The organism is Methylacidimicrobium sp. B4 (assembly GCF_017310545.1).
GTDB lineage: Bacteria > Verrucomicrobiota > Verrucomicrobiia > Methylacidiphilales > Methylacidiphilaceae > Methylacidimicrobium.
Genome location: NZ_CP066203.1, coordinates 937,686 through 949,021 on the forward strand (window position 1 = coordinate 937,686; position 11,336 = coordinate 949,021).

At 64.6% G+C, this 11,336-nt stretch carries 13 protein-coding genes; 3 read left to right on the forward strand and 10 right to left on the reverse strand.

Annotation, left to right across the window (positions count from 1 at the left end; translation table 11 throughout):
• Positions 1 to 32: 32 nt before the first annotated feature.
• From MacB4_RS04550 to pyrF, 5 genes are all read right to left on the reverse strand, one after another.
• Positions 33 to 830 (reverse strand): proteasome subunit alpha, encoded by a 798-nt coding sequence (locus MacB4_RS04550; protein WP_206864666.1) that lies wholly within the window; start codon positions 828 to 830, stop codon positions 33 to 35.
• 4 nt (positions 831 to 834) lie between these two features.
• A complete protein-coding gene (locus MacB4_RS04555; RefSeq protein ID WP_206864667.1) occupies positions 835 to 1,011 on the reverse strand; it encodes a ubiquitin-like protein UBact in 177 nt (58 codons plus the stop codon).
• Between the two features lie 29 nt (positions 1,012 to 1,040).
• Complete coding sequence (locus MacB4_RS04560) at positions 1,041 to 2,591, reverse strand: proteasome accessory factor PafA2 family protein (protein ID WP_206864668.1); 1,551 nt, start codon at positions 2,589 to 2,591, stop codon at positions 1,041 to 1,043.
• A gap of 38 nt (positions 2,592 to 2,629) precedes the next feature.
• Entirely contained in the window at positions 2,630 to 4,285 is a 1,656-nt protein-coding gene (locus MacB4_RS04565) for an AAA family ATPase (protein WP_242529334.1), read from the reverse strand.
• An 87-nt stretch (positions 4,286 to 4,372) separates the two neighbouring features.
• Positions 4,373 to 5,071: an orotidine-5'-phosphate decarboxylase gene (gene pyrF, locus MacB4_RS04570; protein ID WP_242529335.1), complete on the reverse strand. Its 699-nt coding sequence runs from the start codon at positions 5,069 to 5,071 to the stop codon at positions 4,373 to 4,375.
• Here pyrF and ispE point away from each other — a divergent pair.
• The 3 genes from ispE (at position 5,040) to MacB4_RS04585 (ending at position 7,951) form a co-directional block, all read left to right on the forward strand.
• Complete coding sequence (ispE, locus tag MacB4_RS04575) at positions 5,040 to 5,939, forward strand: 4-(cytidine 5'-diphospho)-2-C-methyl-D-erythritol kinase (RefSeq protein ID WP_206864670.1); 900 nt, start codon at positions 5,040 to 5,042, stop codon at positions 5,937 to 5,939. The genes pyrF and ispE overlap by 32 nt on opposite strands.
• A 142-nt stretch (positions 5,940 to 6,081) precedes the next feature.
• Positions 6,082 to 7,257 carry an NAD(P)/FAD-dependent oxidoreductase gene (locus MacB4_RS04580; RefSeq protein WP_206864671.1) on the forward strand — a complete coding sequence of 392 codons (1,176 nt, stop codon included), beginning with the start codon at positions 6,082 to 6,084 and terminating at the stop codon, positions 7,255 to 7,257.
• Between the two features lie 13 nt (positions 7,258 to 7,270).
• Positions 7,271 to 7,951, forward strand: coding sequence for a radical SAM protein (locus MacB4_RS04585; protein WP_206864672.1), 681 nt, complete (start codon positions 7,271 to 7,273; stop codon positions 7,949 to 7,951).
• Between the two features lie 58 nt (positions 7,952 to 8,009).
• Here MacB4_RS04585 and MacB4_RS04590 read toward each other — a convergent pair whose 3' ends face one another.
• The 5 genes from MacB4_RS04590 to MacB4_RS04610 form a co-directional block, all read right to left on the reverse strand.
• Entirely contained in the window at positions 8,010 to 8,231 is a 222-nt protein-coding gene (locus MacB4_RS04590) for a hypothetical protein (protein WP_206864673.1), read from the reverse strand.
• 111 nt (positions 8,232 to 8,342) lie between these two features.
• Entirely contained in the window at positions 8,343 to 9,083 is a 741-nt protein-coding gene (locus MacB4_RS04595) for a hypothetical protein (protein WP_206864674.1), read from the reverse strand.
• 97 nt (positions 9,084 to 9,180) lie between these two features.
• On the reverse strand, positions 9,181 to 10,008 hold the full coding sequence (locus MacB4_RS04600) for a PDZ domain-containing protein (protein ID WP_206864675.1): 828 nt from the start codon (positions 10,006 to 10,008) through the stop codon (positions 9,181 to 9,183).
• Positions 10,005 to 10,358: a DUF167 domain-containing protein gene (locus MacB4_RS04605; protein ID WP_206864676.1), complete on the reverse strand. Its 354-nt coding sequence runs from the start codon at positions 10,356 to 10,358 to the stop codon at positions 10,005 to 10,007. The genes MacB4_RS04600 and MacB4_RS04605 overlap by 4 nt, the downstream gene beginning before the upstream one ends.
• The gene (locus MacB4_RS04610) at positions 10,355 to 11,281 is read right to left on the reverse strand and encodes an aldo/keto reductase (RefSeq protein ID WP_206864677.1); all 927 of its coding nucleotides are present in this window, start codon (positions 11,279 to 11,281) and stop codon (positions 10,355 to 10,357) included. The genes MacB4_RS04605 and MacB4_RS04610 overlap by 4 nt, the downstream gene beginning before the upstream one ends.
• Positions 11,282 to 11,336 lie beyond the last annotated feature (55 nt).

Below are 11,336 nucleotides of genomic sequence, written 5' to 3' on the forward strand. Positions count from 1 at the left end.
AGGCCCTCGGCCGGGCCGTCCGGCCAGGGTCCTCAGGCCTCCGCCGGGAGGAGACGGCCCAGCTGCTCCTCCGCGATCGACCGAACGCCGGCCTTCCGGATCAATTTTATCTGCGGGTAGATCCGCGTGCGCCGGTCGATGCCCCCCGTGGCGGTGTCGGATTCCGCCGCAACGTCCAAGAGCTGGAGGGCCAGGAGGATTGCCTCCTCCTCCGTGCGCTCGGCCGGAGGCGAACCGCTCCACCGGTTGAGGTATTGGAGGACGCTGCGGGCCGCCGGAGATCCGGAGCCCGAGACGGCGAAGTCGACCGCTTCGAATTGCGCGCCCAGGGCGTCGTAAAAGAAGATCTTCGGACCCCCCTTGCCCAGGGGATCGACCAGGGCGAGGACGGGAACCACGACCCCGACCCCTTGCAGGGTCATCGCAAGGTTCTCCTTGAGCAGCTTCCCGACCATCCTCACCTTGGCATCGAGCGACAAGGGCTGGAGCTGGCTCCGGCGGTAGTACTCGAAGGAGTGCTGGAGGACGCGGGCAATCTCATAGGCGGTCGCCGGAGCCCCCGCGATCGCCATGACCGTCGAACGGTCGATCTCGATTACCTTGTCCGCTCGATCATGAATGACCGTGTGCCCCATCGTGGCTCGCCGATCTCCCGCGACGATGACCCCGTCCCGATAATGAAAGCTGAGCACGGTCGTCGACTCCGGCATCGGGAGCGCAGCACCCCCCGCCACCACCCCCTTCCCTTCGGGGAAAAGGAGATTCCTCGACCGGAGCACGGCAAAGAAATCGCCCGTCTGCGCCCCGGCTGAGACACCGATGGTCTCCACGGTGCTATTCCCCAGTCCGCTGCCGATAGCGCTTCGCCTGATCGGGGTCGACCTTGCGCATCCGCTTGAGGATCTCTTCGGTGTTCGGCCGATCGACTCTCGGCGCTCTCGGGCCCGGTCCCTCTCCTCCCGGACCCGGGCCGGGACGGACCGGATGTGTCTTTTGCACTTGTTCTGGCATCAGCATAGCCCTCCTGGGTTTAGTGAAATCTAGCCGCCGATCGGCTCGAGCTTCAACTCCTCGATCATATCGGAGACGAGCTGGGCGCGGTCGATCACCTCGCAGTAGCGCTCCAGGTCGACTCCCGGAAAGGCCGAAGAAAGCTCGACCCGGTAGGTCTGCCCCTTCCAGCGGAAAGCGATGTAGTCCCATTGGACGTTGACCAGATCCCGGGCGAACTTTTGAATGCACTTGCCCCGGACGTAGGCGCGGGAGGCGTTGGGCGGCTGCTGGATCGCCCGGTAGATATCCTCTTCCCGGGAAATCCGGCTGATCTCGCCCCCCGATTCGAGGGCGTAATAGAGACCCCGGTCCCGATCCATCAGGTGATATTCGAGGTCGACGCTCTGGAGCCAGGGGTCGTTCCAGGAAAGGTTCTGCTCCTCGCGGAAGGTCTCCAGCAAGGATCGCTTGGCGACCCAATCGAGCCGATCGCGCAAGGCATTGGGACCCTTTTGCAGCAGCTCCACCGTCTCTTTCCAGCTCTTCCAGACCGCCCGCTTCTCGGGGTGGTCGAGATCGACGTAGCGGCCGACCCAATCGGCGTAGTCGTTCTGCAGCTCGGTGGCGGTGGTCGCCCCCGAATGGGCGAGATCCACCTCCCAGCGATTGGTCTGGTCCCGAGAGATGCTCCGATGGGCGTAGAGCGGATCGGCCAGGAAGAAGCGGCGCGGCACGCGGTCGTACTGGAGGGCCTCCAGCACCAGGGCCGTGGTACCGACCTTGAGCCAGGTCGCATACTCCGAAAGGTTGGAGTCACCCACGATGACGTGGAAGCGCCGGTAGAGCTTGGGGTTGGCGTGGGGCTCATCCCGCGTGTTGATCAGCGGCCGCCGGTTCATGGTGTCGATGCCCACGAGCTCGGTGAAAAAGTCGGCGCGCTGGGAAATTTGAAAGCCACCGACCATTCCCTGGTCTTCCTTCTCCCAGCCGAGCTTTCCGGCCCCCCCGAAGATCTGGCGGGTGACCAGGAAGGCCATCATCCCCTCGACGATCCGATCCCAGGGGATCATCCGCGGGATCAGGTAGTTTTCGTGGCAGCCGTAACTGTGCCCGGCGAAATCGCTGTTGTTCTTGTAGAGGCAGACCGTGTGATTCCGCTTCCGGCTCGCCGCCCGGGCACACTCCTCGAGGATCCGTTCCCCCGCCTTGTCCTGCGCCACCAGCTCCAGGAGGGTGGAGCATTCCGGGGTCGAATATTCGGGATGGGTGTGGTCGTTGTAGAAGCGGGCTCCGTTGCGCAGGACGAAGTCGCTCTTGATCTCCTCGAAGCTGTAGGGCCGCTGGCGGTCCTGGGAGAAAAAGTTCGCCTCGTCCCCGTCCTGGCGCAGCTCCTTCGCCCGGAAGCCGCGGGCGTCACGGTGGGGATCCTCCCGCGTGTAATCCCAGAGGTTGGGGCTGCCGAGCTGAGCGGCGGCCCGCACCAGATGGATCGACTCCTCGACGACATCGATCTCCGCATTTTCCCGAACCGCAATCCCGAATTCGGTCTCCAATCCAAAATAGATCGGCCACGCTGGTATGGGTCTTTGCTTGTCCATGGCGCCGCGCTTCCCTCCGGTCACTGGTTCCCGAATGCTCAAACGACCTGACGCATCGTCCCCCCCTCCCGCCGCACCACCGGAGCCAGCCGAACTACGTTCTGCGGATCGCAGTCGACGAGCTTCAGCCAGTCTTCCGTGATATCCGACGGCGGGAAGATGTCATTCTCAAGATACTCGATATCGAGCGCTGTCAACAGGTCCTCCAGCCGCAAGCCGTGATCCGACGGATCGGAGATCGCCCGCTTGATCGCCAGCTCCTTGGCCCGCTCGACGATCGAGGCGATGATGGCCCCGCTGATCAGGTCGCCGCGATAGAGGTATTCCTTTCTCCCGCTCCGGTAGGTGATCTCCAGGAAGCGGTTCTCTTCGGCACGGGCGAACTGGGCGTCCAGCACCCCTTCGACGAGCAAGTCGATCGCCTTTTGCCGATCCTCGCCCGCCTGCTTCAAGAGCTCCGGGGCATAGGGGAGATCGGCGTGAAGGTAGATTCGATAGATTTCGCCCGATCCCGCGCGATCCGGCCGGTTGACCTTGATCTTTCGATCGATGCGGCCCGGTCGAAGGATGGCCGGGTCGATCAGATCTGCGCGGTTGGAGGCCAGGATGATCACTACCTCGCGCATCGACTCGATCCCGTCCATCTCGGCACAGAACATGGGGACGAGCGTATTGAGGATGCTGTTGAAGCGTCCTGCGCGCCGGGTACCCAGGATCGATTCGGCCTCGTCGATGAAGATGAAGGGGAGAAAGCCCTCGCGGGCCAGCTCCCGAGCCTGCTCGAAGAGGTCACGCACCTGCCGCTCCGACTCGCCGACCCACATGTTGAGAATCTCCGGCCCCTTGACGTGGAGGAAGAACTCCTTGCGCTCCTCTCCGGTCCGTTCCCGAAGCTGGCGCGTCAGGTTGTACGCCGTCGCCTTCCCCAAGAGGGTCTTCCCGCATCCCGGCGGCCCGTGGAGCAAGAATCCCTTCGGGACGTGGTGGTGATACTTGGCGAAGAGGTCCGCATGGAGGAAAGGCAGCTCCACGGCATCCCGAACGGCTCCCACCGCCTCCTTCTGGCCCCCGATCTTCTCCCACGGAAGCTCCGGGACCTGGTCGAGCAGACGGTGCTTGGTCCTCGAGGTCGCCACGACCTCGAGTGCCACCCGGGAGAAGCCGTCGATCCGGATTTCGAGCCCGGCCTTGATCCGCTCCTTGGCCAGCGGGGTCGAACGAATCACCACGAAGCTCCCGCCCACGCCTTCGTGGCCCACGCGCAGCCGGTTGTCCGGTAGCACGTCGAGAACCTTCACCACGGGGCCGGAAAAGTCGAAGCCGAGATCGCCAACGACCGCAAACGCCTCGTTGAGCAGCACCCGCGTTCCCACCAAGAGCGTCTCGTGAGCCAGCCGCGGATCGATCAGGCAGTAGAATTCGGTGCCACCCTGGACCACCAGCGCGATGTCTTTCTTGGGGAGGCCAAGGAGGGTGCCCACGCGGTTCGCCGGGGCGGAGAGCTTCTCGACCGCCTCGTTGAGCTTTTCCAGGGCCTGGTGGGCCTGCTCGCTCGTCTCCTCGAGCTCGGCGACCCGGCGCCGCAGGTAGAAGAACGCCTCCCGCGAAACCGCGTCGAAGGAGAGTGATTGGCCGATCAGGTCGACGACCTGCAGAGCGGAGGCCGACTCCAAGTTTTCGAAAGACAAAGGCATGTCTGCTCCGAATCCCTTTTCTTTTCTCGCCATGCTTTCAACAATAGGCGCATGCGCTTCCCCCCGCAAATCGCCTCCTAGGCGAGGTCATTTCCCCACTTGAAGCAAGTTCCGCACCAACTTGACCGGGTCCGCCGATTCGAGCACGGGCCGGCCGACGACAATGTGGGTAGCTCCCAGGGCAAACGCCTCACGGGGGGAGACGGTGCGGCGCTGATCATCTCCTTGCCGCTCCGCGAGCCGGATCCCCGGGGTCACGATCACTTCCGGCCGGATGCCGGCCTCCCGCAGGGAAGTGAGCTCGCGGGCCGAACAGACGATGCCGGGAACGCCACATTCTCCGGCGAGCGCCGCCAAGGAGCAGACCCGTCCGGGGATGCCGCCGCTCAGGCCGACCTCGGAAAGTTCCTCCTCCTCGAGGCTCGTCAGCACGGTCACCGCGAGGATCTGGGTCCCGCTGCCCACCGCGGCCTCGGCGGCGGCCGTCAGCATTCGCCTTCCCCCGAGGGCATGAACGGTCAGGAAGCCCACTTCCATCCGCACGCAAGCTTCGACGGCCCGGCCGACCGTAGCCGGGATGTCGTGAAACTTGAGATCGAGGAAGACTCGCGCCCCCAGCGCCCGGAGCTCCTCGACGACATGCGGCCCGCCGCGCAAGAAGAGTTGACTTCCCACCTTGAACCAACTGACATACTCGCTCAGTCGGCGCGCGAGGGAGAGCGCCGTCTTCACCTCGAAGAGATCCAAGGCCACGATGAGCCCATCCACTAAGGGCAGGGAGGACACCTCGCGTGGTATTGAACTCTTCGCTCCCGCGAAAATCAACCTCGACCTGCGGATCCTCGGCCGCCGCACCGACGGATTCCATGAGATCTCGACCCGGATGGCCCCGGTCTCGCTCGGCGACCGGCTCCGCGTCCGCGCGCATCCGGGACGGGAATTTACCTTTCGCTGCGACGACCCGCGAATACCAGCGGGAGAGGAGAACCTGGTCTGCCGGGCCACCCGCCTCTTCGGCGAATCCTTCGGTCTCTCGTGCGGCCTGACGATCTCTCTGGAAAAGCGGCTCCCCTCGGGAGCCGGCCTGGGGGGAGGCAGCAGCGATGCGGCCGCGACCCTCCTGGCTCTCCGCACCCTCCTCGGCTATCCCTCATCCCGAGATGCCCTCCTGCCCCTGGCAGCCTCCTTGGGAAGCGACGTGCCCTTCTTCCTCCTCCAAAGGCCCGCGCTCTGCCAGGGCCGCGGGGAGATCGTCTCACCCGAACCGTGGGTCGGCCCCGGCCACGGCCTCCTCCTTTTCCCCGGGTTTTCGGTGTCGACTCCCTGGGCCTACCAAGCCTATGCCGCAAATCCCCGCCCTGGGGAGGAACGAGGAGCCCCTCCCTGGGGGCCGGTTCGGAACGACCTGGAGCCGGCCGTCTTCGAAAAGTATCTGTGGATCGCCACCGCCCGGGATTGGCTCCAAAGGGAAGCGGGAGCCGCCCTTGCCATGATGAGCGGCAGCGGGAGCTCGGTCTTCGGGTTGTGGGAGCGCGCTCCCGATCCGGAGATCGTGACGCGCGCCCGGCTTTTCCTTGGGGTGGATGCCTGGATCAAACCGTTCGTGATCCTCGGCGGAGAGGTTTCGACTGACCTCGGGGCTTTTCTTCCTTGAGCGCTCTCTCTCGCGTCCCGATGGAAGACGCGGCCATCCAAAGTTTTGCTAAGCAGAGCCCCGCAAGCTGGACTCGTCGCGGAAAATCGTTAATATAACGATAAAGGGATTCACTCCCGAAGCACGTAGCTAAGTTTTTCCTATGCCCCACTATACCTATCTGATCATCGGCGGCGGGATGGCGGCCGATGCGGCCGTTCGCGGAATCCGGGAAGTCGATCCGACGGGGTCGATCGGCCTGCTCGCTTCCGAGCCTGAGCTTCCCTACAACCGGCCGCCGCTCTCCAAGGGGCTCTGGAAAGGGGAAGCCTTCGACTCCATCTGGTGCCATACGCCCGAGGCGGGAGTGACCTTTCACCGCAGCTGCACCGCCCGCTCCCTGGATCTTTCCGCCAAAACGGTCACGGCGGAAGGGGGTGCCACCTTTTCCTTCGATAAGCTGCTGCTCGCGACCGGCGGGGATGCGCGCCGTCTTCCGACAGCCAGCCAGCGGATCCTCTATTTCCGTACGCTGGCCGATTACCGGAAGCTCCGCTCGTGGAGCGAGTCGGAGGAGAGGATCTGCGTGCTCGGGGGAGGCTTCATCGGCTCAGAGATCGCCGCAGCCTTGGCCCTCCAGGGGAAGCGCGTAACCCTCCTCTTCGCGGAGGCGGGAATCGGCGGCAGGATCTTTCCCGAGGGACTCTCGCTGTTTCTCAATGACTATTACCGCCAGAAGGGAGTCGAGGTGCTCGCCCGGCAGACCGTCTCCTCCGTTGAGGAGCAGCAGGGGCTACTGACCCTACAGCTCGGCCAGGGGCGACTTTCGGTCGGCGCCATGGTCGCAGGCATCGGCATCTCCCCCAACGTCGGGCTAGCGAAGGAAGCACGCTTGGCGGTCGAAAACGGCATCGTGGTCGACGAGCTTCTCCGCACCGGCCATCCCGATGTCTATGCCGCAGGGGACGTGGCGGCTTTCTTCCAACCCGCCCTCGGGCAGCGGCTCCGCTTCGAGCATGAGGACAACGCCCGCCAGATGGGCCTCGCCGCCGGTCGAAACATGGCCGGGAAAGAAGCGAAATACGACCACATCCCTTTCTTCTACTCGGACCTCTTCGACCTCGGCTACGAGGCCGTCGGTCTCCTCGACAACCGGCTCGAGGTCTTCTGCGATTGGAAGGAGGAGTACCGCAGCGGGGTCATTTTCTACTTGGACCGGCGGCGGGTCCGCGGGGTGCTGCTCTGGAACGTCTGGGGCCAGGTCGATGCAGCCCGCGCGCTCCTTGCCGAGCCCGGACCCTTCCAGGCCGCCGATCTGCGCGGGCGGATCCCGGCCTGAGTGCCTGCAGCCCATGGATGCATCCTCCACCGATGCGCCCTGCCAAGAACCGGCAGTCGTGGTCAACGAGATCTTCCACAGCATCCAAGGGGAGAGCAGCTTCGCAGGCGAGCCGTGCGTCTTTATCCGTCTGACAGGATGCGATCTCCGCTGCCGCTGGTGTGATACGACCTATGCCTTTTTGGAAGGGAAGCGGCTACCTCTGAGCCTGCTCTTGCCGGAAGTGGAGCGCTTCGGCTGCGGGCTCGTCGAGGTGACCGGCGGAGAGCCTCTCCTGCAGAAAAACAGCCGCATCCTCCTCCGCCGGCTCTGCGATGCGGGATACACCGTGCTCCTGGAAACCAGTGGAGCCCACTCGATCGCCGGGATCGATCCGCGGGTGCACCGCATCGTCGATTGCAAGTGCCCCTCGAGCGGGGAGTCCTCTCGGAATCTCGCCGCCAATTTGGAGCTGCTGGGACCGCGGGACGAGGTGAAGTTTGTGATCGGCACCGAAGAGGACTATCGTTGGGCGCAAGCGCGGCTCCACGATGCCGCGTGGGCGAGGGTGGTTCGGGCCGTCCACTTTTCGCCCGTGCAGGGCGAGCTCTCCCTGGAAATCCTGGCCGGATGGCTGCTCCGCGACCGCCTGCCCGTCCGCCTGGGCTTTCAGCTCCACAAGCTCATCTGGGATCCCGGCCGCCGAGGAGTATGATCGCTCGCGTACTCCCTGCGGGGCGACGAAGACCCGAGGCCAGCGTTCGAGCCGCTGGCTAGTAGGGAGCCCCGGGAGTGGTTCCCATTCCGCCCAGATAGGCTCCAGCCGCACCCGCCTGCTGCCAGGACGGAGGTCGGTTCCATGGGAGGTCGGACACCTGCTGGCCCTGCTTCGCCGCCTGCTTTTTCGCCGCCGACTGGTTGTCGGAGGAGGCGCAGCCCCCGAACAGGATTGCTCCAGCGACGAGCACCATACCGAACTTCGCCTTTGTCATCATCTTCCGCATTGTTCTCGATCTCCGGGAGGAGCGATCCATCCCCTTTTCCTGCCGACGCAGCCGCCCGGGCTGCTTGAACGCCCTCTTTATAATGATTTCAGGGTTCTCCGCTCAATTCAACACATCATCACCGGGTTGGATGCCTCCCTGGCCCGATCCGGCCTCGACGTCCGCGACGGCCGTATTGGCCTCGGTGGAGACGATCTTCACCTTTCCGACCGGCTGGCCGCTTCGATAGACATTGAGCAGGCCATTTTCCACCAACCCATCCTTCTCGCCGACGTTCAAGACGACAAAATTCCAGTTGCGGTTGACCGACACGACCTTGCCTCGAATCCCCGACCGCATCGACACCGCCCGGGAGGCCGAGGGAGCCACCTCGCGCATCCGTCCGAGCTCTCCGGTCAACTTGGCGAGGTTATCCTCCAGTGCCTGCTTCTCCTTGAGCAGGCTTTCGACCTTGGCGGTCGCCGCCTCGCTTGCCGCCTTCTCCGATTCCAGCTTGCTCCCCAGCTCGTCGATTTCCGCCTTCTCCTGTTGCGCACGCTGCTCTGCATCCTTGGCGCGCTTCTCCGCCTCCTCGACGCGGCTGTCTCCGCTTCCCGCCTGGCTCTCCGCCTGAGCCAGCTTTTCGCTCGCCTCGGCCATCTTGGTGCGCAGCTCTTCGAGCTTCTTCTGGCTTTCCGCCGCCAGAACCTTGCCCTCTTCGGCCTGCTCGGTCACGGACTTGAGTTGCGCAGCCGCTTTTTCATACTCCCGCCGCAACGCGTTCCGCTGGTTCGCAACCAGATACCCGAGCACCGCGGTCGCCAAGCTGCCAATCAACGCAATTCCCAAAAAGAACTTGATCACGAACCTTCCCGCCTTTCGCTTCGCCCTTCCACCGGTCTTTTTACTCTCCCCTGCCCGAAACTCCACCCAAAAGCTTCTCCGCGCGGCCATCCCAGAGTCATTCCGAGCGGCCGCGCCCGATCTCCGGAGCAACGTCCAGGAGACTCTGCTGCAAGCTGGGAGGGAGGGGAAGCGAGACGGCGACCGGCTCCGCGCTTCCCTCCCGGTAGACGGTAAAGCGGAGTGAGGGGATCTCTCCCGATTTTCGGCCGAGGTTGGCTCTCCGATAGACTTCCAGGAATTCCTCGAGCGTTCCCAGGAAAGGCTCTCCCTGGATCGTGATGATCCGATCCCCGGGCTGGAAGCCGCCGCGCTCCCCGGGCTCTCCCGCCTGGACAGCCAGGACCGCAATGCGCCCGTCGACCGCAGCCAGCAACAGGCCGGCGGGCAGGCTCACCGGTTCGTCGCAAACCTTCTTCTCTTCTCCCCGCTCATAAATCAGCCGGATGTCCGAGCCGTTCAGGACCTCAAGCGCCTGGAGAAAGGTGGTCTTGGAAGGCCAGACCGTGCGGGTGAACTTTTGCAACGCGCGCTCCGCAGGAGTTACGCTCAAGGGATCGGGCGTCGACTTCCGCGAGTAGGCCGCCTCCTTATGCTCTTGATTCTGCTGCGCTTCCTCGACCTTTTCCTCGAGCTCGGGCTTTACGTAGAGAGTCCGAAGCTTGTCCTGCGGGTGAACGATGGTCTGTTCATTGATGGCGACAGGATACCGGAAATGGACGCCACCCGGGCCGTCTTCCACGGGGAAGACCATGATCATGGGAGGATTGGTGACCAGGGGCCCTTCCGCCGCCCGCCCGGGGCTCGGGATCGCGATCGAGCCGCCCAGAACGAGGACGCAGAACCAGGCCCAGGACCAACCGCGCCGCCAAGCCTTCCGGCTCATGGGCCAATGCCCCCTCTCCTGGACCCCTCCGCCGCACGGCGCATCGCATAGGATTCGGCGGACTCGTCGTTTGCCTCCCTCGGCTCCCACCCTTCGATTGCGATCACCTTTTCGCGCGATTTCTCACCCCGCACGATCACAACGCTCGATCGCCGCGTCCCGAAGACCTCCGCAAGGAACCGGATCAACTCCTCGTTGGCCCGTCCTTCGACGGCCGGCGCCTGGAGCCGCACGCGCAGCACTCCGTCCGTCCACCCTGCGATCTCGCTCTTCCGCGCATTCGGAACGACCCGCACGGCGAGCCGGTTCCGAGAGGGCGCTGTCCCGGCGCCTGCTGCCTTTCCTTTCATCGCAACCCTCCCCACCGTTCCGCCGACCGGCTCTCGGCTTGAGCAAAGGCTCGGCGCAGCCGCGTCACGGCCTCCTCGGGCAGGGGACCGCGCCGAGCGGCTTCCAGGTTGCCGAAAAGATGCTCCAGGCGAACGCTCCCAACCAGGGCGACCTGAACCCCCGGCTGGGAGAGGACGAAGCGGAGAGCCATTTCCGCCCACCCCATCTCCTTGAGCCCCAGCTCGGCCAAGGTGATCCCCATCGCTCGGAAACGCTCGGCGTAGGGCCGCGCATATTCGCGATAGACGGGATCGATCTCTTCCGCGCGTCGCCAGGCCCCGTTGGCTAGTGACCGCTTGGCGAGGACTCCAACCCGGGCTTCCCGGGCCGCAGGCAATACCGTCTCGAGGTTCGCCTGATCGCAAAAATTGATGCTGGTCTCGATGACCTCCACCTCGTCCTGCCGACAGGCGAATGCCGCCGCTTCGCCGTCCCCCGAGTAGCCGATGAACCGGACCTTGCCCGCCTCCCGCGCCCGCTGCAGGGCAGCCATCGCATCGCCGCGCTCAAGGATCGCTTGGTCGCAGGAGTGGAGCAGCATCACATCGATATGGTCGGTCCGCAGCCGCCGGAGCGACCGCTCGATCGACAGCCCGATCTGCCCCGCGGTCCAGGGCCCCGGATCCGCCTCCCGCTCCTCCGCCCATCCGCATTTGGAGACGAGCACGCACTGCCGTCGCCGGGGACCGAGCGCCTTGCCGATCCGCTCCTCGGAGCTTTCGTAGCCCGCAGCAGTGTCGATCACGTGGATCCCGTGGTCGATCGCAAAGTGGAGCAGCTCGGTGGCCGCCGACTGCTCCATGCCCGTGAAGCCGATTTCGGCGGCTCCCAGCCCGAGCGGGGAAACCTGGAGCCCGGTCTTGCCAAGCGGTTGGAGCTGCATCTGGCCGGAAAGCTTAATGCAATGCGAGCAAACTGACGATGAGGATCTTTGGGAT

What these genes read in the sequence shown, in the direction of transcription:
- MacB4_RS04555 (WP_206864667.1), bottom strand. Translation starts at nt 1,011, where the DNA reads ATGCCAGAACAAGTGCAAAAGACACATCCGGTCCGTCCCGGCCCGGGT.
- MacB4_RS04560 (WP_206864668.1), bottom strand. Translation starts at nt 2,591, where the DNA reads ATGGACAAGCAAAGACCCATACCAGCGTGGCCGATCTATTTTGGATTG.
- MacB4_RS04565 (WP_242529334.1), bottom strand. Translation starts at nt 4,285, where the DNA reads ATGCCTTTGTCTTTCGAAAACTTGGAGTCGGCCTCCGCTCTGCAGGTC.
- ispE (WP_206864670.1), top strand. Translation starts at nt 5,040, where the DNA reads ATGAGCCCATCCACTAAGGGCAGGGAGGACACCTCGCGTGGTATTGAA.
- MacB4_RS04580 (WP_206864671.1), top strand. Translation starts at nt 6,082, where the DNA reads ATGCCCCACTATACCTATCTGATCATCGGCGGCGGGATGGCGGCCGAT.
- MacB4_RS04585 (WP_206864672.1), top strand. Translation starts at nt 7,271, where the DNA reads ATGGATGCATCCTCCACCGATGCGCCCTGCCAAGAACCGGCAGTCGTG.
- MacB4_RS04590 (WP_206864673.1), bottom strand. Translation starts at nt 8,231, where the DNA reads ATGATGACAAAGGCGAAGTTCGGTATGGTGCTCGTCGCTGGAGCAATC.
- MacB4_RS04600 (WP_206864675.1), bottom strand. Translation starts at nt 10,008, where the DNA reads ATGAGCCGGAAGGCTTGGCGGCGCGGTTGGTCCTGGGCCTGGTTCTGC.
- MacB4_RS04605 (WP_206864676.1), bottom strand. Translation starts at nt 10,358, where the DNA reads ATGAAAGGAAAGGCAGCAGGCGCCGGGACAGCGCCCTCTCGGAACCGG.
- MacB4_RS04610 (WP_206864677.1), bottom strand. Translation starts at nt 11,281, where the DNA reads ATGCAGCTCCAACCGCTTGGCAAGACCGGGCTCCAGGTTTCCCCGCTC.